Source organism: Kocuria sp. UCD-OTCP (assembly GCF_000349605.1).
Taxonomy (GTDB): Bacteria; Actinomycetota; Actinomycetes; order Actinomycetales; family Micrococcaceae; genus Kocuria; species Kocuria rosea.
On record NZ_AOSQ01000031.1, the window covers coordinates 1 to 20,915 of the forward strand.

The following is a 20,915-nucleotide window of genomic DNA, read 5'->3' on the forward strand; positions in this document are numbered from 1 at the left end:
TTTCCCTACACGACGCTCTTCCGATCTGCGTCCTTCCACTCCAGGGTCATGTTGCCCTGCTTGTCCCCGGGGAGCAGGAAGAGCAGCACGCCGGCGCCGATGGCGACCACCGTGTCGTCGAAGAGGTCCAGCCAGGGCAGCTGCTCGCCGATGGTGCCGATGCCGGACAGCAGCCCCGGGACGATCCAGAAGAACGCGGCGATGACGAACACGGCCAGGACGGTCCTCTCGCCCTTGCTCATGGGCCCCAGGGCGGCGATCTCCTCGTTGATCAGCTCCTTGCCGCCGGGCACCTCCGCCAGGTTGAAGCGGAAGATGACGCGGGTGATGAGCAGCCAGGCGAGACCGATGAAGACCACCACGATCGGCACGCCGAGCATCATCCACTGCGCGAAGCCCACGGTCCGGTCCAGCTCGTCGCTGATGTAGCCGGCCACGATGGCGTTGGGCGGGGACCCCAGCAGGGTGCCGAGGCCGCCGATGGTGGCGGCCCAGGCGATCGCCAGGACCAGGGCCACGCCGAACAGGCGCACGTCGCGATCGTCGATGACGTCGCTGATGGCCTTGCCGCCGCGGATGTCCTCGCCCATGGCCTCGGTCTCGGCCCGGGTGCCGGCGTTGCGGCTGTTCTCGACCACCAGGGTCAGCACGGACAGCCCGATCGGCAGCATCATCAGCGTGGTCGCGGTGTTGGAGACCCACATGGAGAGGAAGGCCGTGGAGATCATCAGGCCGAGGATGATCTGCCGCGGGTGGGTGCCCACCCGGCGCAGGGTCAGCAGCGCGATCCGGCGGTGCAGGTTCCACTTCTGCATGGCGATCGCGATCAGGAAGCCGCCGAGGAACAGGAACACGATCGGGTTGGCGTAGGGTGCGGTCGTCTCGGCCACGGTGAGCGCCGTGAGCACCGGGAAGAGCACGATGGGCAGCAGCGAGGTGATGGACAGCGGCACCGCCTCGGTCATCCACCAGACCGCCATCAGCGTGGCGACCGCACCCACCACCCGGGCGTCGGCCGAGACGTCCGCGCCGCCGAGCAGGAACCAGACCAGGAAGGCCAGCAGCAGGCCGAGGCCGCGGAAGAGCCAGGTCTTCGCCGCCGGGCGGGCAGGTTCACGGTCGTCGGGCTCGTAGTCGAACTCGCCCTGCTCGGGGACGATCTTTCCGGGGCGCTCGCTCATGTGATCCACCTCATGGTCTCGGGGGCGTGCCCGAAAGGTAGCAGTCACGTCACCGGGCGGCAAGGCGCGCCGCGCCGGGTCATCCGGGGTCCGGGGCGTCCCTGCTCCGGCGCGGGAAACGGTTGCGCAGGTTCTCCTGCGCCACCGCGGAGAGGTTCTCGATCGGCAGCCCGGCCGGGCAGACCTCCACGCAGTCGCCGAGCAGGGAGCAGGGCCCGAACTGCTCCTCGGAGGCGTCGATCACCCGGGCGGAACGCTCCCGGCGCTCGGCGTCGTCCTTGGCCAGCGGCGGCAGCTCCCGCAGCATCGTGCCCACGAACAGCTGGCCGGACCCGTTGGGGCAGGACGCCACGCACGCCCCGCAGCTGATGCAGCCGCCGTTGGCCAGGGCTTTCATCGCCACCGGGAACTTGCCCGCCTTCGCCACGAGGCGCAGCGCCTTCTTGTCCACGGAGAGGTCCCGCTTGACCGGGAAGGACGCCGCCCGCAACGGCTCGATGCGCACGCGGTCCCCGTCCCGGTAGGCCCCCAGGTGCTGCATGCAGCTCGCGGCGTTGCGCTCGGGGCCGTGCGCCACGCCGTCGACCGTCACCCCGCACTTGCCGCAGACCCCTTCGCGGCACCCGTCGTCGAAGACCACCGGGTCCTCTCCGGCGGCCTCCAGCTGCGCGTTGATCCGGTCGAGCAGCTCGAGCACGGTCATGTCCGGGCTCGCGTCCGGGACGTCGTAGGCCGTGAAGTCCCCGGGCTCCTCCGGGGAGGGCTGGCGCCACACGTCCACGGTCAGGGAGAAGGTGCTCACTCGCTCGGGTCCTTGTCGTCTCGAAGAAAGTCGTCTCGAAGAAGGTCGTCCTGCAGGACGTCGTCCCGCAACAGGGCGTCCCGCGGGAGGTCGTCCCGCAGGCGGGGAAGGGCGGCCACGGGGCTCAGCGCACCGCGCGGGTCAGCACGGCCACCGGGATCGTGGTGTTGCCGGCGGCCACCGCGGCGCCGAACGCGTTCGCGGCGATCCGCAGCCGCCGCTGGAAGCGCCGGTCACCGCCCACGCCCACGTCATTGGCGATCTCCGGGATGCCGTGCACCAGGTGGGCGGCCAGTGCCGCCATGGACAGGGCGTAGGCGGCGGCCACCGGCGGGCGGGAGAGGCTGGCCACGAGGTTGGCGTGGGCGCTGCCGTGCTCGAAGCCCCGGGCCGCGGCGGGCCGGGCGCCCAGGGTCAGGTCGAGCACGTGGAAGAGGGTGAACAGCCCGAGCACGCCGCCCGTGCTGCGCATCGAGCGCTTCGCCACCGTCCACGGGGAGCGACGACGGCCCCGCGGACGCCGGCCGGTGCGCGGCAGCAGCGTCCCGTTCGCCGCCCAGGACCGCGCGGTGAGCACCGCGGCGGCGCCCGTGTGGACCACGAGGCCGGCTGCGAGCACGCCGCGGGCCGCCCAGAGCACCGTGCCGCGCGGCAGCACGGGGGCGCCCGCCGTGCGGAGGAGCTCGGCGTAGGCGTCGAACTTCTGCGCGCCCTGGTAGACCTTCAGGTTCCCCATCATGTGCACCAGCACGTAGCCCGAGAACAGGGCGCCGGAGGCGGCCATCGCGAGCTTGAGGTCGGTGTTCGGCAGGGCGGGCAGCAGCCCGTCCGGCGCGGAGCGGGCCGTGCCTGCGGGGCGGGGGGAGTCGTTCACGGCATTCATCCTAGGGGCGGTGCGGGCTGAGACGTCACAAGTCTCAACGTCCTTGCGGAGGGGGTCGCGGACCGTCACGGAGCCGCGCCGAGGGGTCGTTTCCCGCCTCCGCGGCGGCGCGAGGGGTCGTTTTCCGCCGGTGCGAGCAGCTCATTCCGACCGAAAGCGACCCCCCGCGGCCGGAGGAGCGCCGGAAGCGACCCCTCGCGGCGGGGGCTAGCGCCGTGCGGCCAGGACGTCGGCGATGCGCTCGAGGGACTCCTCGTTCTGCAGCGAGGACCGGTCGCCGAGGGGGGCGCCCTCCCACAGCTGCGCGAGCAGCCGCCGGGTGATCTTCCCGGACCGGGTCTTCGGCAGGTCGGGGACCGCCACGACCGCCCGCGGCTTGGCGATCGGCCCGATCTCGTGCGCCACGTGCTCGCGCAGGGCAGCGGTCAGCTCCTCCGCCGGGACCCGGGCGGCCTCGGGGGTCAGCACCACGTAGGCGAGCACCGCGTGCCCGGTCAGCTCGTCGCGCACCGGTGCCGCGCCGGCCTCCACCACCCACGGGTGGGTGACGAGCGCCGACTCGATCTCGATGGTGGACAGCCGGTGCCCGGAGACGTTGATGACGTCGTCGACCCGCCCCAGGATGTAGATGTCGCCCTCCTCGTCGTAGCGGGCGCCGTCCCCGGCCAGGAACCAGCCCTGCTCCGCGTAGGACTCCCAGTAGGAGGACAGGTAGCGCTGCGGGTCGCCCCACACGGTGCGGGCCATCGAGGGGCCGGTCCGGTCCACCACCACGAAGCCCTGCACCCCGGGCGGGACCGTCTCCCCGGCCTCGTCGACCACGCGGGTGGAGATCCCCGGGACCGCCCGGGTCGCGCAGCCGGGCTTGAGCGCGGTGCGCGGGGCTCCGTCGTCGAACGTCCCCGGGGGCGCGAACTGGGGGTCGTGCGGCCTTGGGGACATCACGGTGGCGCCGGTCTCGGACTGCCACCACGTGTCCACGAACGGCACCTCGTCCCTGCCCAGCTGCGCGCGCAGCCAGCGCCAGGCCTCGGGGTTGATCGACTCGCCCACGGAGCCGAGCAGCCGGATCGAGTTGAGGTTGTAGAGCGGCGGGACGCCCTTGGGGAACGCGCCCATCAGGGAGCGGATCAGCGTGGGCGCCGTGTAGTAGGCGGTGACCCCGTAGCGCTCGATCACCTCGAAGTGCCGGCCCCAGTGCGGGGTGTTCGGGGTGCCCTCGTAGATCACCTCGGACACGCCGTTGACCAGCGGCCCGTAGATCTCGTAGGTGTGCGCGGTGACCCACGCGAGGTCCGCGGTGCACCAGTGGACGGTCGAGTCCACCTTCGCGGGGTCGTTGACGGTGGCCAGCTCGTCCGGGCGCAGTGCGCCGTCCTCGTCCTCGACGTCGGGCAGCAGGTCGAACAGCAGCGCGTGAGTGTAGGCGGTCTGTACGAGATAGCCGCCCATCGTGTGCACCAGGCCCTTGGGCCGTCCGGTGGTCCCGGAGGTGTAGATGATGAACAGCGGCGTCTCGGCGTCGAACGCCTCGGGCACGTGCACGTCGGACTGCTCGGCGACCAGTTCGTGCCACCACACGTCCCGCCCGCGCGTCCACGGGACCGCGTCCTCCTCCTTGGAGTGCGTCCCCCGGGTGCCCCGCGGCAGGTCCGTGCGCCCGGGCCGGGAGGTGCGGCGCACGACGACGACGTGCTCGACCGCGTTGTCACCGCTGCAGGCCTCGTCGGCCACGGCCTTCACGGGCACCACGGCGCCGCGCCGGTGCTGCCCGTCCGTGGTCACGAGGACCTTGGCGCCGGTGTCCTCGACGCGGAAGCGCAGCGCCTCGGCGGAGAACCCGCCGAAGACCAGGGAGTGCACCGCGCCGATGCGGGCGCAGGCCAGCGTGATGATGACGGTCTCCGGGATGACGGGGAGGTAGATCACCACCCGGTCGCCCTGCTCCACGCCCAGGGCGAGCAGGGCGTTGGCGGCGCGGGAGACCTCCCGCTGCAGGTCGGCGTAGGTGTAGACCAGCCGGTCCCCGGGCTCCCCCTCGAAGTACAGGGCCACGTGGGCGCCGCGGCCGGCCTCGACGTGGCGGTCCACGCAGTTGTGGGCCACGTTGAGCCTGCCGCCCTCGAACCACGCGATCTCCGGGACCGACCAGGTGGGGCCGCCCTGCTCGTCCGTCCCGAGCCGCCGCGGGGCCTCGAAGCGGTGCGCGGTGGTCCACGGCCGCGCCCAGTCGAGGCGCGACGCCTGCGCCTCCCAGAAGGCGATCCGGGCCTCGTCCGAGACCAGGGCGGGATTGGGGGTGGGGGAGGAGGGGTCGCTCCAGCTGAAGCTCACGGTGCTGCTGTCCTTTCCGGCCGGCACGGACGACGGTTCCACTGTGCCAGGCGCACGTGTCAGGCCCATTTCTTGGCGGCCCACTTCTCGAAGACTCCCAGCAGCGCGTCCGTCGCCTTGCCGAGCACCGCGAGCAGCACGATGGCGAGGAGCAGGCGGTCGGTGCGGCCGTTGTTCTGCGAGTCGGTGAGCAGCCAGCCCAGGCCCATGGAGGCGCCCAGCAGCTCGGCGGCCACGAGGAACAGCCACGCCTGGGCCAGGGCCAGGCGCAGCCCCGAGATGACCGACGGCATGACGGCCGGCAGCTGGACCGTGGTGAGCAGGCGCAGCCCGTGCAGCCCGAACGCCCGCGCCGCCTCGATGAGATTGCGGTCCACGTGCTGCAGGGCCGCGGAGACGGTGGTGTAGACCGGGAAGAACGCGCCGATGGCCACCAGCGTGACCTTGGAGTCCTCGCCGAGACCGATCCACAGCAGCAGCAGCGGCACCCACGCCAGGGACGGCACCGCGCGGAACGCCCCGATCGTGGGGCCCACCAGCGTGGAGCCCCAGCGGGAGAGACCGATGAAGGACCCGGCCACGAGGCCGAGCCCGGCGCCGATCAGGAAGCCGATCAGCACGCGCTGGGTCGAGATGCCCACGTGGGTCCACAGGTCCCCGCCGGCCAGCAGGCCGATCCCGGCCTCGAGCACCGCGAGCGGGGCCGGCAGCTGCACGGCGCTGAAGATCCCGGCGGTGGACAGCACGTGCCACAGCACCAGCAGCGCGGCGGGCAGCAGCAGGCCCAGCCCGGTGCGCAGCAGCGGCCGCCGCCGGGGGGCCGCGGCGGGGGCGTCCTCGAGACGCTGCGCCTCCTCGGCGGGGGCCAGTGGCTGCGTCACTGCCCGGCCCCGACCAGCTCGGCCGCGCGGGAGGCGTCGGCGTTCTCGGCGTAGGAGCTCTCCACGATGCTCCCGAGCGCCTCGTCGATCTGCTCCTGGCCGGCCACGTCGTCGGACTCCACGAAGATCGGCCCGACCTTCTCGAGGACCGCCAGCTGCTCGTCGCCCGGCACGTGGTCGATGTCCAGGTTGGTGCGCTCGAGCACCTTCTCGGCCACGGACAGCTCGATCCCGGCCGCCTCGGCGAGCAGCTGCGCGGTCTCCTCCGTGTTCTCCTGCGCCCACTGCCGGGCGTAGGCGTAGACGTCCACCACGGTCTGGGCGGCCTCGGGCTGCTCCTCGAGGAAGCTCTCGTGGGCGTTGAGGAAGCCGTAGGTGTTGAAGTCGACGTTGCGGTAGAACAGCTCCGCGCCGTTCTCCTCCGCGGCGGCCATGATCGGGTCGAGCCCGGACCAGGCGTCCACCTGGCCGTTCTCCAGGGCGGCGCGGCCGTCGGCGTGCTGCAGGTTCTGGATCGTGACGTCCCCGGCGTCCACCCCGGCCTCGTCGAGGGCCTGGAGCAGGAAGAAGTACGGGTCGGTGCCCTTGGTCGCGGCCACGGTGCGGCCCTCGAGGTCCGCGACCTCCTGCACCTCGCTGCCGGCGGTGGTGACCAGGGCGGACCACTCCGGCTGCGAGTAGAGGTCGATCACCCGGATCGGGGTGCCGTTGCTGCGGGCCAGCAGCGCCGCGGAGCCCGCGGTGGAGCCGATGTCCACCGCCTCCGCACGCAGCGCCTCGTTGGCCTTGTTCGACCCGGCGGACTGCACCCACTCCACCTCGATGCCCTCCTCGGCGAACGCGGTCTCGAGCCAGCCCTTCTCCTTGATCACCACGGAGAGCGGGTTGTAGGTGGCCCAGTCCACGCGGACGGTGCCGTCCCCGGCGGCCTCCGCGGGCGGCTCACCGGAGCCCTCACCGGCCATGCACCCGGTCAGGCCGAGGGCCAGGACGGCGGCGAGTGCGGGGACGGTGCGGACGGAGCGCTGGGGCAGGGGCATGGCGGAGCCTTTCGTGGTGGACGGACGGTGCCGGGCGGCGCGGGCGGGTGCCGCCGCTGGTCCGGGGAGGGGAGTCGGGGTGGGGGTGGGCCGCGTCAGCGGGTCGCGGGGTGGTGGGTGTCGACGCCGAGGTGGCCGAGGAGCTGCACGCGCAGCTCGGCGAGGACCTCGGAGGCCCGGTCCCGGGGGCGCTCGCCGGGGACGGCGAGGATCGTGCTGATCGAGGCGGGGGCGGTGGGCCCGGTCCGGCCCAGGACCACGATCCGGTCCGCGAGCTGCAGCGCCTCGTCGACGTCGTGGGTGACGAGCAGGACGGTGGTGGGCTGGGCCGCGTGGATCGTGAGCAGCAGGTCCTGCATCTTCAGGCGGGTCAGGGCGTCGAGCGCGCCGAAGGGCTCGTCGAGCAGCAGGACCCCGGGATTGCGGGCCAGGGCCCGGGCCAGGGACGCGCGCTGGGCCATGCCGCCGGAGACCGCGCGGGGACGGTGGCCGGCGTGCGCGGTGAGCCCCACCAGGCGCAGCAGGTCGTCGATCACGGCGTCCCCCTCGTCCCGGGGGAGTCCGCGGGGCAGGCCCAGGCGGACGTTCTCGCGCACCGAGCGCCACGGCAGCAGGCGGGGCTCCTGGAAGGCGACCGCGCAGCGCGGGTCGATGCCGGACACGGGGGTGCCGTCGATGAGCACCCGTCCGGCCGAGGCGGTGTCGAGCCCCGCCGCGGCCCGCAGCAGCGTGGACTTGCCGCACCCCGAGGGCCCCAGGACCGCCAGGACCTCGCCGGGCCGGGCCGTGACGTCGACGTCCTGCAGGACGTGGTGGGTCTCGCGGCCGGACGGGAAGGCTTTGCCGACGTGCTCGAAGGCCACGGAGAAGGCGCGCTTCGCGGTGCCCGGTGCGGTGGCCGGCGCAGAGCCCAGCAGGGAAGTGCTCATGATCAACTCCATCGGTCCTGGCATTAGCACCTCGCACGGAGGATCAGACGGATCCGTGCCGGTTGCTGCGACGTCGACGAGCCAGGTCTCTCAGCCGCTCCGGATGGTTACACCACCAATTGAACGTCCTCGGCGTGTTCCCTGGCAAATCCGTCGCATCCGTGGTGATCGCGACACATCGCTGGCACGGGAGCCCTCCGTGCCCCACCATGGACCCATGACGAGCCGCAGAAGCCCGGCCCGGGCGGACCTGGTACGCGACGCCTGCGCGGCGTTCGGCGCGGTCCTCGACGGGCTCGGCGACGACGACTCCTGGGCCGCCACTGGCTGCCCGGGGTGGTCGGTCCGGGACCTCACCCACCACTGCGCGATGGACGCCCTGCGGGGGCTGGTCGCGCTGCACACGCCCACCACCGCCCGCCCCGACCGGGACGCCGCGACCTACTGGACCGACTGGGGCGGCGATCCCGCGGGGGCCGCCGAGGCCCGGCGCCACACCCGCGTGGCCGCGTCCATGGTCCTGGACTGGGAGCCGGTGCGCGCCCTCCACCGCGAGACCACCCGGGCGCTCGTGCACGCCGCGCAACACTGCGGCGACGGCGCGGTCCGCACCCAGGGGCACGTGCTGCGCGTCGAGGACCTGCTGAGCACCCTCGCGGTGGAGGCCACGGTCCACCACCTGGACCTGATCCAGCACCTGGACGGCTCCCCGGGTCCCGCCGTGGACGGGCTCGCCGAGGTCCGCCGGGTCCTCACCGACCTGTGGGAGCGGGAACCGCTCGAGCACTGGAGCGACGAGCACTTCGCCCGCGTGGGAACCGGCCGGGCGGAGCTGACCGCCCAGGAGCGTGCGGAGCTGGGCGCGCACGCGGACCTCCTGCCGCTCTTCTCCTGACCCTCCCCCCTCCGCGAGGTCGCCGACACGTGCAATCCCGCGGAGGAAGAAGGAGGGGGAACGGGTTCCGTGCCAGGCTGGGGGCATGAGCCGCAACGACCCCGCCGTCATCGACCGCCTCATGACACGGCCCGGCCGGTGGGCCGTGGTGGGGCTGACCGGCAACACGGCCCGTCCGGCGCACTCGGTGGCGAAGCGGATCCGGGACGACCTCGGCATGACGATCGTCCCGGTCAACCCGAAGGGCGAGCCAGTGCACGGCGAGCCCGGCCACCGCACGCTCGCCGAGGTCCCGGGGCCGATCGACGTGGTGGACTGCTTCGTGAACTCCCGCCGCGTCGGCGCGGTGGTGGACCAGGCCATCGCCGTGGGCGCCGCCGCGGTGTGGCTGCAGCTGGGCGTCGTCGACGAGGACGCCGCCGCCCGGGCGGAGCGGGCCGGCCTCGACGTGGTCATGGACACCTGCCCCCTGATCGAGCTCCGGTCCCTGCTCCGGCGGGGCTGGACCCTGGACCCGGGCCGGACCCCGCCGCTCGCCCCGCCCGGCTGAAAGACCCGGCTGAGCGACCCGGCGGAGCCGCCCGAACCGGGTGGGCGCAGGCCCGATGCGGGCCGGGACCGTCCCCGTGCGGCGGGACCGCACAGGGGTTGCACCCGGTCAGGGGCCACCCGCTAAGCTGTCCCCCGACGACGATGACGAGTCCCGACACGAAGCTCTGGCTGGTCGGGCGGCAACCCTCTCCCGTAGCGGGGTGCCCCAGATGAACATCGGGCCGCGGTGCACGTGCTCCGCGGCAAGTACGGCGCCCACCAGTGCGTCGGACCCGCGGGCAGGTCTCCACGACGCACGGGCGCGGGTCGGCATCGACCCGGGAGGAACACCCCATGAGCAAGCGCATCGCCCTGAACGCCTTCGACATGACCTGCGTGGGCCACCAGGCCCCCGGTCTGTGGAAGCACCCCCGCTCCCGGGCGGACGAGTACAACACGATCGAGTACTGGACGGACGTCGCCCAGGTCCTGGAGAAGGGGCTCTTCGACGCGCTGTTCCTCGCGGACGTCGTCGGGTACTACGACGTCTACCAGAACTCCGCGGCCCCGGTGATCCGGGACGCCACCCAGATCCCGGTCAACGACCCCTTCATGCAGATCTCCGCGATGGCGGCCGTGACGAAGCACCTCGGCTTCGGCGTGACGAGCGCGATCACCTACGAGCAGCCGTACCCGCTCGCCCGGAAGTTCGCGACCCTCGACCACCTCACGAAGGGCCGGATGGGCTTCAACGTGGTGACGTCCTACCTGAAGTCGGCCGCCGAGAACCACGGGCTGACGGAGCAGATCTCCCACGACGAGCGCTACGAGATCGCCGAGGAGTTCATGGAGGTCTGCTACAAGCTCTGGGAGGGCTCCTGGGAGGACGGCGCGGTCCGGCGCGACCGGGTCAACGGGGTCTTCGCCGACCCGGCGCTCGTCCACCCGATCCAGCACCACGGCAGGTACTTCGACGTCCCCGGCATCGGGCTGACCGAGCCGTCCCCGCAGCGCACGCCGCTGATCTTCCAGGCCGGGGCCTCCTCCCGCGGGCGGGCGTTCGCCGGCCGCCACGCGGAGGCGGTGTTCGTGGGCGGCATCCGCCCGGACCTGACCCGGGTGGTGACCGACAAGCTGCGCGACGAGGCGGAGGCCGGCGGGCGGAACCGGGACGACCTCAAGATCTTCGCCATGCTGCACGTGATCGTCGACGAGACCGACGCGAAGGCCGAGCAGAAGCGCCGCGACTACGAGCGGTACGCGGACACCGACGGCGCGCTGGGCCTCGTGGGCGGCTGGTCCGGGCTGGACCTGGGCCGCTACGACGAGAACGACGTCCTGGAGTACATCAAGACCGACTCGATCCAGTCCTTCCTGACCCCCTTCACCACGGCCGACCCGCACAAGAAGTGGACGATCAAGGAGGTCGCCAAGCACATCTCGATGGGCGGCATGGGCGTGCCGATCGTCGGGTCCCCGCAGACCGTGGCCGACGAGCTCGAGCGGTGGATCGACGAGGGCGGGCTGGACGGCATCAACCTCGCCTACCACGTGTCCCCGGGCTCGTTCGAGGACTTCGTGGAGTGGGTCGTGCCGGAGCTGCAGAAGCGCGGCCGCTACCGCACCGGCTACGAGGGCACCACGCTGCGCGAGAACCTCTACGGCAAGGGGCAGACCAAGGTGCTCGGCACCCACCCCGCCGCCGCGTTCCGGGGCGCCTACGCGGGCAGGCCCTCCGCCGCGGACACCCCCGCCCGCCAGCTGGCCCTCTGACCCCCGTCCCCTGACCCCGCGGCTCCGCCGAGAGCACGGGGCAGGGCACGGACGAGGGGCCCCCGCGTGCGGGGGCCCCTCGTCCGTGCCGGGTCAGGACGCCGGTGCGGCGCTCCAGCGCAGCAGGGCCGCGACGTCCGTGCCGTGGGGCAGCGCCCCCGGCGGCACGAAGACGGGGCGGCCGTCGGTCAGCACCGCGGCGCGCACCAGCGCGGCGTCGGCGGAGACCCGGCCCAGCACGCCGGCGCCCACGGCCTCCGACTCCTCCAGGGCGATCCACGGCTCGGCGTCCAGGGCGATGAGCTGCTGCTCCGTGTCCAGGTGGGTGTCGTCGATCAGCAGCGTCTCCGCCTGGGCCTGCTGCAGGGCGGAGACCACGGGCGCCATCCCCGAGACGGCGGTGGGGTCCGCGCGTCCCTGCTGCTCGGCGAGCCGCTCGAGCAGCGCCTGCTGGCGGTGCGCCACGACCTCCGCCACGCGCTCCTCGACCTGGTGGTCGAAGTCGGCGGACTTGCTGCCCTCCGCCCGGGTGTTGGCGTCCACGACGCTCAGCATCCCCCGGCTCGCCTTGGACAGCTGCTCCTCGACCAGGCCCCGGGCCCGCAGGTCCCCGGCCAGGACGACGAGCTGGGCCCCGCTCTCGGCCACGACCTTGTCGATCTGCTCGGCCACCTGCTCGGTGTTGCGCCGCCACACGTCCTCCGTGTGCCGCTGCCAGCGCCCCTGCGACCAGCCGCCCCCGGGGAACTTCTTCAGGTGCTCGGTCTCGCCCTCGATCTGCTGCTCGTCCGCGGCCCGGACGCGGCTGGCGTGCTGGAGGCAGATCTCGCCGCCGTCCCGGCCCACCTCGGCGACCACGTACGGGAAGTCGTCCGGGCGGTGCCGGAACAGGGGAGTGAGATCGGGGACGTCCTCCACCTGGACGACACCGCTGCCGGCCCGGGGCCCGGGGAGGACCTCGTCGATCTCCACGGTGCCTCCGCGCACCAGCAGGTACCGGCACACCGGGTCCGGCACGCCCTCGGCCGGGCGCACGGCGGCCTCCACCGCGGCGAGGTCGGCCTTGCTCGCACCCTGGCGCTCCAGCTCTCGGCAGATGTTCTCCGGAAGCACGTCGATGGCGTGCAGCGAGTCGACGGTGCCGGTGCTGATGTCCGTGTACACGGTGCACCAGGGGCCCTTGCTCTTGAACAGTTCGGCGTAGCGGTGGAATCGGCTCGTCATGATCGACAACTCCTGCTGTTGAGCGGTGCTTCCTGTGGTGCAGACCACGTTATCCGACCACCAGGGGGCTGGGAACAGACGACCCGACGAGTAGGGTCGGAGGCACACGACCGGCCCCACGGCCGGTGGTCCCGCAGGTCCCACGACGCAGGAGGCAGTCATGAGCGACGTACCCGAGTACGACGAGGCCGACCGGCTCGAGCAGTCGATCGACGCCGATCAGCAGGATCTCGACGACCAGGACGAGGAGGCTCCGGTGCACGCGCCCGACCGCTCGGAGGCGTCCTCCCTCGAGGCGAACCCCGACGACCTCGTGGAGCAGGACCAGGAGGTCGTCCTCGACGAGCCGCAGGAGGTCTCCACGCTCGAGGAGGAGTGAGCCGCGCACCGCGCGGGGGCAAGGACCCCGCGCGGTGCGTCACACCGCGGACCAGCCGCCGTCCGAGGGCATGATCACGCCGTTGACGTTGGAGGCGTCGTCGCTCGCGAGGAAGGCGATGACGGCGGCGACCTGCTCTGCCGTGGCCGTGGCACCGGGGGCGACCGCGTTGGTGCGGATGCCGTCCGCGGCGTGCGTGAGGGCGGTGCTCTTCGTCAGCCCGGCCACGGCGTGCTCGGAGGCGGTGTAGGCCGCGCCCGCGGCGGAGCCGCGCAGGGCCGCCTCGGAGGCCACGTTGACGATCGCTCCCCGTCCGGAGGCCCGGAGCAGCGGGATCGCCGCGCGGGCTACGGCGCCGCCCTCTTCATGGTGGTGCGGAACGGGCCCGGAAAAACTTCCCGGAAAAAATGTGACCTGCTGCATCCACGGAGGGGTCCACGGCGGTAGTACGGGTGCAAGGTCGATTCCGCTTCCGCCAGGGAGCCCGTTCAAGGAGCAGTTACCATGCGCAAGACCCTTTCCGCCGCAGCAGTCCTCGGCCTCGGTGCCGGTGCCCTCAGCATGAGCCCGGCGTTCGCCGCCGAGCACGCCGAGCTCTCCGTGCTCCACGGCGTCCCCGACACCGTCGTGGACGTCTACGTCAACGGTGAACTCACCCTCGACGACTTCGAGCCGGGCACCCTGGCCGGCCCGCTGGAGCTGCCCGCCGGCAGCTACGACCTGGCCATCACGGCCCCCGACGCCGCCGACGCCTCGGAGCCGATCATCGGTCCCGTCACCGCCGACCTGCAGACCGGGATGAGCTACACGGCCGCGGCCCACCTCGACGCCGAGGGCAGCCCCACGGCCGCCCTGTTCACCAACGACATGTCCGAGATCGAGGCCGGGAAGTCGCACCTGACCGTCCGGCACGTGGCCGCGGCCCCGGCCGTGGACGTCCTCGCGGGCGACCAGGCGATCATCACCGGGCTCGAGAACCCGAACGAGGAGACCCTCCCGGTCGACGCCGGCACGGTCTCGGCGTCCGTGGCCGCCGCGGGCACCACCGAGCCCGTCATCGGCCCCGCCGATCTCGAGCTCGCCGAGGGCACCCACAACATCGTGTACGCGTGGGGCTCCCTCGAGGCCGGGAACCTGGACCTCGCCGTCCAGACCCTGGAGGGCATGGAGCAGGCGCCCGAGGCCGTGCCGGGCGGCCAGTCCGGCCTCGCGGCCCAGGAGCAGCGCACGATGCTGACCGCCGGCCTCGCGGCCGCCGGTGCGCTCGGGCTGATCGGCGCGGCGTACGGTGCCCGCCGGGTGCTCGCGGGGAACCGCCGGTAGTGAGCGGTCCTGACAGGCACGGTCCGGGTGCGCGGCAGGCTGCGGCCCACCGCGCGCCCGGACCGACAACTCCCGGCACCCGTCGTCGTCGTCTGGCGGCGGTGGGTGCCGGGGCGGTCGCCTCGGTGTCCCTGCTCGCGGCAGCGGCCGTCACCGCTCTCCCGGAGAGCGGGGCCGTGCCGCCCGCGAACTCCCTGGCGGCGGGACCGTACCAGGGCGAGGAGGCGGTGCCGGCACTCGCCGGCCTCGACCGTCCGGTCTCCGCGGAGGCCCCGGCGCAGTCCGCCGCGGCACCCGCGGAGATCCCGGTCGCTCCCGCCACCCAGGCGCCCGCCGAGAAGGTCCCCGCCCCCGTGCGGGTGGTCGTGGACGGCTCCCCGATCGACATGCCGGTGGTCCCGGTGGGGGTCGAGGACAACGGGGCCATGACCATCCCGGACAACCACGTGGAGCTGGGCTGGTACCGGTACGGTCCGTCCCCCGGGGCGGACGAGGGCGCCGCGGTCGTCGCCGGCCACGTCGACACCCTCACCGAGGTCACGCCGATGGCGCAGCTCAAGGACGTGCCGGTCGGGGCGGAGGTCCGCGTGGAGCGCGCGGACGGGAGCGTCCAGCGCTACCGCACCGAGTCCGTCCAGCACGTGCACAAGAAGTCCCTCGCGGAGGCGGACCTGTTCCGCCGGACCGGCGAGCCGGTGCTCCACCTCGTGACGTGCGGCGGGGAGTGGCTCGAGGAGATCGGGGACTACGAGGACAACGTGGTGCTGCGGGCGGTCCCGGTGCCCTGAGCGGCGGAGGGAGGCGAGAGGCGCATGACCGGATGGCCGGTGTCCACTAGGCTGGGCAGGACTCGTGCGCCCGGGCACCGCCCGGCCGCCCGCGACCACGACCTCCGCCCCACGAGGAGTCCTTCCACGATGCCGCCGCCGCCCCCGGACTGGGGACCCGAGCTCGACGCCGCGTTCGCCGCGGGGGACGAGCAGGCGCTGAGTGCCGCGTACCGGCACTGCGCCGGGGTCATCCGGGGTCTCGCCCTCCGGGCGCTGCGCGACGCCGCGGGTGCCGACGACGTGGTGCAGGAGGTCTTCATCCGGGCGTGGAAGTACCGGTCCGGCTACCGCCCCGAGCACTCCTCGGCCCCCGCCTGGCTCATCGGGATCGCGCGCAACTGCATCGCCGACGCCGCGAGGACCGCCGGCCGCGAGGCGGAGCGGCGCCAGGCGGACGCGGTGCGCACCGACCGGGAGCCGCGGCACGAGGAGTCGGACCTGCTGGTGGACCGGCTCGTGGTGCGGGCGGAGGTCGAGCGGCTCGGGCCCCCGAAGTCGACGATCATGGCGCTGGCGTTCTACGAGGAGCTCACGCACCAGCAGATCGCACAGCACCTGGACCTGCCCCTCGGCACGGTCAAGAGTCATCTGAGGCGCGGCCTCACGAACCTACGAACACGATTGGGAGACGGTCATGGCACACCTGAGTGAGGAGTCGCTGACGCTCCTGGCTCTGGGTGAGGCCCTCGACCCCCAGAGCCGGGAGCACGTCGCCTCCTGCGCGGACTGCACGGCCGAGCTCGCGTCCCTGCAGCGCGTCGTGCACGCCGCCCGGGCCGAGGCGCCCGCCGTGACGGCGCCCGGCCCCGGGGTCTGGGCTGCGATCCACGCCGAGCTGGGCCTCTCCGACGAGGTCGCGGCGGATCCGCTCGCCGGCACCCGGGACGGCGCCCGCGGCGACACCGCCGCCGAGGACAGCGCCGGCACCGTCGGCGCCCCCACGGGCTCCGCGGCCGGCCCGCGGGGCGACGACGGCGCAGGGCGCGGCGGGGCGACCGTCGTCGACCTCGACNCTCCTTGCATTAAAACCTCTTCGAAAAGCCGCGGCCGCCGCGGCGCTGCTCGTGGGCGGCGTCTCGGTCTGGGGCGCGCAGCGCCTGGGCCTTGAGCCGGACCCCACGGTGCTGGCCACGGCGGAGCTCGAGCCCCTCGCCGGCTACACCGCCCGCGGCTCGGCGGAGGTGGACGAGCGCCCGGACGGGACCCGTCAGCTGGTGGTGCGGACCGACCCCGCCGACGTGGACGGGTTCAAGGAGGTCTGGCTGCTCGCCCCCGACGCGCAGCGGATGGTCAGCCTCGGCGTGATGGCAGGGGACGAGGCCGTGTTCGTGCTGCCCGAGAACCTGGACGTCGGCGAGTTCCCGGTCGTGGACGTCTCGAACGAGCCGATCGACGGCGACCCGACGCACTCGGGGGACTCGATCGTGCGCGGCGTCCTGGAGGTCTGAGCGGGGGCTCGGCCCCTCAGAGCAGGGCCGAGGTCAGCCGGGCCACGTTGTCGGCGTACTTGTGCCACAGCGGCCGCCGGTTCCACGCGTCGAAGTCCAGCAGGGTGCTGGCCTCGAGGAACTCGGCGACCACCGCGTCCATCCGCCGCCGGAAGTCCCGGTCCGCGATGAACACGGAGACCTCGAGGTCCAGGGCGAACGAGCGCTCGTCCATGTTGGACGAGCCGATCACGGAGACGTAGTCGTCCACGAGCACGAACTTGGCGTGCAGCACGGTGGGGGAGCGGTACCGGTAGATCTTCACGCCGGCCTCGACGAGCTCCTGGTAGTAGGAGTTCTGGGCGTGGTAGGCCAGGAAGTGGTCCGAGGTCTCGCCCACGAACAGCCGCACGTCCACCCCGGACTGCGCCTCGGTGGTCAGCGCGTGCATCAGCGACTCGTCCGGGACGAAGTACGGGCTGGCGATGACGATCTGCTCGTTGGCGTTGTAGATCAGATGGTTGAACAGGCGCAGGTTGTTCTCCGTCTCGAACCCGGGGCCGGAGGGCACGACCTGGGCGAAGACCGGCCCCTGGGTGTCCGGGAGGTCGCGGGCGGCCTCGTCGAGCAGGAGGTCGCCGGTCTCGGAGTACCAGTCGCTCGTGAACAGGGCGTTGAGCTCGGCGACCACGGGACCGGTGCACTCGAGCATCAGGTCCTTCCACTCGAGCCCCTTCCGGCGGTTCCGGCGCTTGTTGTAGGAGCGGTGGATGATGTTCTGCGAACCCGTGTAGGCCAGGGAGCCGTCGACCACGAGGATCTTGCGGTGGTTGCGCAGGTCGGGCCGCTGCCACTCGCCCTTCCACGGCCGGACGGGCAGCATGCGCTGCCACGGCAGCCCGGCCTCGTCGAAGCGCTTGATCATCCCCCGGTACCCCGGGTAGCCCACGGAGCCGAGGTGGTCGATGAGCACCCGCACCCGCACCCCCCGCCGGTGGGCGCGCACCAGGGACTCCAGGAGGGGACGCGAGGCGTCGTCGATGGCCACGATGTAGAACTCGAAGTGGACGTAGTCCCGGGCCCGGTCCACGGCGTCCGCCATGATCCGCATCGCCTCGTGGTTGTCGGTGAGGATCTCGAAGGAGTTGCCGCCGACCATGGGCAGGGCGCCGAGCTTGTAGTTCAGGGCCGCGGTGGAGGCCACCCACTCGGGCAGCTCCTCGTCCGTGTTGCCCAGGATGTGGAGGTCCGGGGTGTTCTCGCGGATGACGTCGTTCATCTTCGCCTGCATCGCCATCCGCTTCTTCGGCAGCTTGGCGGAGCCGATGGCCAGGAACAGCAGGATCCCCACGTAGGGCAGCAGGAAGATCGCGAGCAGCCAGGCCAGGGCCACGGAGGGCCGCCGGTTGTGCGGGATCCAGCCCAGGGCCACCAGGTTGATGAGCAGCCCCAGCACCAGCACCACGATCGTCGCGGTCTCCGGGAGGAGGTGCGCGGGGATGCCGCTGAAGGGGAACAGGGCCGGGATCACCTCGCCAGTCTAGGTTCCGGCGCCGCGCGGTCTACGCGGGGCGCGGCAGGACGTAGTCGGTCTCCGGGCCGGGGGTCTCGCGGTGGACGAAGCCCGCGGCGACGAGCACCTGCGCGGCCGGCGCGTTGTCCCCGGGCACGCTGGCGCGCACCCCGGTGACCGCGGGGTCCGCGAACGCGACGCCGAGCAGCGCGGTGATGCCCTCCTGCGCGTAGCCCAGGTTCCGGCGGTCCGCGGCGAGGGAGCCCACGATCTCGAGCTCGTCGTCGATCGGCGGGCCCACGAAGCCGGCCGTGCCGACGATCTCGCCGGTCGACTTCTCCACGACGGCCATCCGCGCGTACACGGACTCCGTGAAGAAGTAGCCCCCGGCCATGAGGGACTCGCGGGCGAAGTCCATGTCCTCGGCGGTCGGGAAGCCGTGGGCGAAGTGGGCGCCGTGCTCGCCGGCCGCCACGGCGTCGAGCTCCTCGGCAGTGAAGGGGCGGAGCAGGAGCCGTTCCGTCTCCAGGACGGGTGCGGGGCGCTGGGCCTCGAGGTCCTCAGTCATGCTGGTGCTGCTTTCTGCGGGTCCGGGTGCCGAGGGTGGACTGGGTGGATCCGTGGAGCGGGGTGCCGGGGGCGGGGATCCGCCCCCGGCGGATCAGCCGAAGTGCTTCGGCAGCGTGCCCTCGTGCGCGGTGCGGAGCTCGTCCAGGCCGATGCCGAACTCGCTCTGCACGTCCAGCGCGCGGTTCTCGGTGTCCACCACGCCGATCCGCGTGTGCGGATAGGCGCGCATGGTGCACATGTCCTTGAACCGTACTTCCTCGCTGCGCGGCACGGCCACCACGGCCCGTCCCTGGGTCTCGGAGAAGAGCATGGTGAACAGGTCCACGCCGTCGCGCTCGCACACCTCGCCCAGCCCGATGCGCGCACCGGTGTCGAAGCGCAGCGCCATCTCGGCGAGGGTCGCCGCGAGGCCGCCCTCGGCGACGTCGTGCGCGGCGTCGATCATGCCGTCGCGGGACATGTTGATCAGCAGGTCGCCGAGCAGCTTCTCCTGGGCGAGGTCCACGGCCGGGGGGAGCCCGCCGAGGTGCCCGCGCAGGTTCGCCCACTCGGAGCCGTCCAGCTCGTCCCGGGTGGTCCCGAGCAGGTAGATCGCCTGGCCGTCCTCGCGCCAGCCCGACGGCGTGCGCCGCCGGACGTCGTCGAGCACGCCCAGCATCGCCACCACGGGCGTCGGGTGGATGGCCACGCCGCCGGTCTGGTTGTAGAGGGAGACGTTGCCGCCCGTCACGGGCACCCCCAGCTGCTGGCAGCCGTCGGCGAGCCCGCGCACGGCCTCGGCGAACTGCCACATGGTCTCCGGGTCCTCGGGGGAGCCGAAGTTCAGGCAGTCGGAGACGGCCGCGGGGCGGGCGCCGGCGGTGGCCACGTTGCGGTAGGCCTCGGCCAGGGCCAGCTGCGCGCCGGCGTACGGGTCCAGGTAGGCGTAGCGGCCGTTGCAGTCGGTGGACAGGGCCACGCCGAGGCCGGTCTCCTCGTCCACGCGGACCACCCCGGCGTCGTCGGGCATCGCCATGGCGGTGTTGCCCTGCACGTAGCGGTCGTACTGGTCGGTGACCCAGTCCTTGGCGCAGAGGTTCGGGGAGGCCATGAGCTCGAGGACGGCGTGCTTGAGCTCCGCGCCCGAGGGTCGCCCGGCGTCGGCCGGGGATCCGGCGAAGCGGTCGGCCTGGAGCCGGTCCTGGTCCGCGGGCCGGGTGTACGGCCGGTCGTAGACGGGGCCCTCGTGGGCGACGGTGCGGGGGTCGACGTCGACGATGACCTCGTCGTCCCACTCGATCACGAGCCGGCCGGTGCCGGTGACCTCGCCGATCCAGGAGTGCTCGACGTCCCACTTGTCCATCACGGCCTCGAAGGCGGCGACCTTCTCGGGGGTCACGACCGCCATCATGCGCTCCTGGGACTCCGACATGAGGATCTCGCCCGGGGTCAGGGTGGGGTCGCGCAGGAGCACCTGGGTCAGGTCCACGTGCATGCCGCCCTCCCCGTTGGAGGCCAGCTCCGAGGTGGCGCACGAGATGCCCGCGGCCCCCAGGTCCTGGATGCCCTCCACGAGGGAGCCCTTGAACAGCTCGAGGCAGCACTCGATGAGCACCTTCTCCGCGAACGGGTCGCCGACCTGGACGGCCGGCCGCTTGGACGGCTTGGCGTCGTCGAAGGACTCCGAGGCGAGCACGGAGGCGCCCCCGATGCCGTCGCCGCCGGTGCGGGCGCCGAACAGCACCACCTTGTTGCCCACGCCGGAGGCGTTGGCGAGGCGGATGTCCTCGTGGCGCATCACGCCCACGGCGAGCGCGTTGACGAGCGGGTTGCCCTGGTAGCAGGAGTCGAAGACGACCTCCCCGCCCACGTTGGGCAGGCCCAGGGAGTTGCCGTAGCCGCCCACGCCCGCCACCACGCCGTGCACCACGCGGGCGGTGTCCGGGTGGTCGATCGCCCCGAAGCGCAGCGGGTCCATGACGGCCACGGGCCGGGCGCCCATCGAGATGATGTCGCGCACGATCCCGCCGACGCCCGTGGCGGCGCCCTGGTAGGGCTCCACGTAGGACGGGTGGTTGTGGGACTCGATCTTGAAGGTCACGGCCCAGCCGTCCCCGAGGTCGGTGACGCCGGCGTTCTCGCCGATGCCCACCAGCAGGTCCTTCTTCATCTCCTCGGTGACCTTCTCGCCGAACTGGCGCAGGTGGACCTTGGAGGACTTGTAGGAGCAGTGCTCGGACCACATGACCGAGTACATGGCGAGCTCCGCGGCGGTGGGCCGGCGGCCGAGGATCTTCTTGATCTCCTCGAACTCGTTGTCCTTGAGGCCCAGCTCGGCCCAGGGCAGCTCGGTGTCGGGGGTGGCCGTCGCGTGCTCGACGGTGTCCAGGTTGAAGTGCTTGTCGCTCATGGAGTGCTCGG

The 20,915-nt window shown here is 72.7% G+C and carries 20 protein-coding genes and 2 riboswitches; of the genes, 8 read left to right on the forward strand and 12 right to left on the reverse strand.

Features of this window, described 5'->3' with window-relative positions; genetic code table 11:
* Window positions 1-1,260: 1,260 nt before the first annotated feature.
* From H488_RS29810 to H488_RS29835, 7 genes are all read right to left on the reverse strand, one after another.
* Complete coding sequence (locus tag H488_RS29810) at window positions 1,261-1,983, reverse strand: 2Fe-2S iron-sulfur cluster-binding protein (protein WP_017833855.1); 723 nt, start codon at window positions 1,981-1,983, stop codon at window positions 1,261-1,263.
* Window positions 1,980-2,102, reverse strand: coding sequence for a hypothetical protein (locus H488_RS38245; RefSeq protein ID WP_017833856.1), 123 nt, complete (start codon window positions 2,100-2,102; stop codon window positions 1,980-1,982). Before H488_RS38245 ends, H488_RS29810 begins: the two co-directional genes overlap by 4 nt.
* A 5-nt stretch (window positions 2,103-2,107) precedes the next feature.
* Entirely contained in the window at window positions 2,108-2,866 is a 759-nt protein-coding gene (locus tag H488_RS29815) for a succinate dehydrogenase (protein WP_081615793.1), read from the reverse strand.
* Between the two features lie 207 nt (window positions 2,867-3,073).
* Window positions 3,074-5,200: an AMP-binding protein gene (locus H488_RS29820; RefSeq protein WP_017833858.1), complete on the reverse strand. Its 2,127-nt coding sequence runs from the start codon at window positions 5,198-5,200 to the stop codon at window positions 3,074-3,076.
* A gap of 59 nt (window positions 5,201-5,259) precedes the next feature.
* The gene (locus H488_RS29825) at window positions 5,260-6,081 is read right to left on the reverse strand and encodes an ABC transporter permease (protein ID WP_017833859.1); all 822 of its coding nucleotides are present in this window, start codon (window positions 6,079-6,081) and stop codon (window positions 5,260-5,262) included.
* The gene (locus tag H488_RS29830; RefSeq protein WP_017833860.1) at window positions 6,078-7,121 is read right to left on the reverse strand and encodes an aliphatic sulfonate ABC transporter substrate-binding protein; all 1,044 of its coding nucleotides are present in this window, start codon (window positions 7,119-7,121) and stop codon (window positions 6,078-6,080) included. The genes H488_RS29825 and H488_RS29830 overlap by 4 nt, the downstream gene beginning before the upstream one ends.
* Before the next feature lie 95 nt (window positions 7,122-7,216).
* Entirely contained in the window at window positions 7,217-8,050 is an 834-nt protein-coding gene (locus H488_RS29835) for an ABC transporter ATP-binding protein (protein ID WP_017833861.1), read from the reverse strand.
* Window positions 8,051-8,055: 5 nt separating this feature from the next.
* A riboswitch (SAM riboswitch) is annotated at window positions 8,056-8,160 on the reverse strand.
* Between the two features lie 107 nt (window positions 8,161-8,267).
* Between H488_RS29835 and H488_RS29840 the strand changes: the two genes are divergently transcribed.
* The 3 genes from H488_RS29840 (at window position 8,268) to H488_RS29850 (ending at window position 11,249) form a co-directional block, all read left to right on the forward strand.
* Window positions 8,268-8,945 carry a maleylpyruvate isomerase N-terminal domain-containing protein gene (locus H488_RS29840; protein WP_017833862.1) on the forward strand — a complete coding sequence of 226 codons (678 nt, stop codon included), beginning with the start codon at window positions 8,268-8,270 and terminating at the stop codon, window positions 8,943-8,945.
* A gap of 85 nt (window positions 8,946-9,030) precedes the next feature.
* Window positions 9,031-9,495, forward strand: coding sequence for a CoA-binding protein (locus tag H488_RS29845; protein WP_017833863.1), 465 nt, complete (start codon window positions 9,031-9,033; stop codon window positions 9,493-9,495).
* Window positions 9,496-9,637: 142 nt separating this feature from the next.
* Window positions 9,638-9,752: riboswitch (SAM riboswitch) on the forward strand.
* A gap of 78 nt (window positions 9,753-9,830) precedes the next feature.
* Window positions 9,831-11,249 (forward strand): LLM class flavin-dependent oxidoreductase, encoded by a 1,419-nt coding sequence (locus tag H488_RS29850; protein ID WP_017833864.1) that lies wholly within the window; start codon window positions 9,831-9,833, stop codon window positions 11,247-11,249.
* Between the two features lie 93 nt (window positions 11,250-11,342).
* Here H488_RS29850 and H488_RS29855 read toward each other — a convergent pair whose 3' ends face one another.
* On the reverse strand, window positions 11,343-12,473 hold the full coding sequence (locus H488_RS29855; protein WP_017833865.1) for a baeRF2 domain-containing protein: 1,131 nt from the start codon (window positions 12,471-12,473) through the stop codon (window positions 11,343-11,345).
* Between the two features lie 160 nt (window positions 12,474-12,633).
* On the opposite strand from H488_RS29855, the gene H488_RS29860 reads away from it, so the two are divergent.
* Window positions 12,634-12,852 carry a hypothetical protein gene (locus tag H488_RS29860; RefSeq protein WP_017833866.1) on the forward strand — a complete coding sequence of 73 codons (219 nt, stop codon included), beginning with the start codon at window positions 12,634-12,636 and terminating at the stop codon, window positions 12,850-12,852.
* Between the two features lie 39 nt (window positions 12,853-12,891).
* Here H488_RS29860 and H488_RS29865 read toward each other — a convergent pair whose 3' ends face one another.
* A complete protein-coding gene (locus H488_RS29865; protein ID WP_081615795.1) occupies window positions 12,892-13,275 on the reverse strand; it encodes an SDR family oxidoreductase in 384 nt (127 codons plus the stop codon).
* Window positions 13,276-13,356: 81 nt separating this feature from the next.
* Between H488_RS29865 and H488_RS29870 the strand changes: the two genes are divergently transcribed.
* The 4 genes from H488_RS29870 (at window position 13,357) to H488_RS36625 (ending at window position 16,453) form a co-directional block, all read left to right on the forward strand.
* Complete coding sequence (locus tag H488_RS29870; RefSeq protein WP_017833868.1) at window positions 13,357-14,175, forward strand: DUF4397 domain-containing protein; 819 nt, start codon at window positions 13,357-13,359, stop codon at window positions 14,173-14,175.
* A 101-nt stretch (window positions 14,176-14,276) separates the two neighbouring features.
* On the forward strand, window positions 14,277-14,963 hold the full coding sequence (locus H488_RS29875) for a class F sortase (protein WP_017833869.1): 687 nt from the start codon (window positions 14,277-14,279) through the stop codon (window positions 14,961-14,963).
* 129 nt (window positions 14,964-15,092) lie between these two features.
* Window positions 15,093-15,656 carry an RNA polymerase sigma factor gene (locus H488_RS0118535; RefSeq protein ID WP_017833870.1) on the forward strand — a complete coding sequence of 188 codons (564 nt, stop codon included), beginning with the start codon at window positions 15,093-15,095 and terminating at the stop codon, window positions 15,654-15,656.
* A 413-nt stretch (window positions 15,657-16,069) separates the two neighbouring features.
* A complete protein-coding gene (locus H488_RS36625) occupies window positions 16,070-16,453 on the forward strand; it encodes an anti-sigma factor (RefSeq protein ID WP_373419176.1) in 384 nt (127 codons plus the stop codon).
* A 16-nt stretch (window positions 16,454-16,469) separates the two neighbouring features.
* On the opposite strand, the gene cls is transcribed toward H488_RS36625, so the two are convergent.
* The 3 genes from cls to purL form a co-directional block, all read right to left on the reverse strand.
* Window positions 16,470-17,963, reverse strand: a complete 1,494-nt coding sequence (gene cls, locus H488_RS29885) for a cardiolipin synthase (protein ID WP_017833873.1) — start codon at window positions 17,961-17,963, stop codon at window positions 16,470-16,472.
* 31 nt (window positions 17,964-17,994) lie between these two features.
* Window positions 17,995-18,513 carry a GNAT family N-acetyltransferase gene (locus tag H488_RS29890; RefSeq protein WP_017833874.1) on the reverse strand — a complete coding sequence of 173 codons (519 nt, stop codon included), beginning with the start codon at window positions 18,511-18,513 and terminating at the stop codon, window positions 17,995-17,997.
* Window positions 18,514-18,606: 93 nt separating this feature from the next.
* A complete protein-coding gene (gene purL / locus H488_RS29895) occupies window positions 18,607-20,904 on the reverse strand; it encodes a phosphoribosylformylglycinamidine synthase subunit PurL (protein ID WP_017833875.1) in 2,298 nt (765 codons plus the stop codon).
* Window positions 20,905-20,915 lie beyond the last annotated feature (11 nt).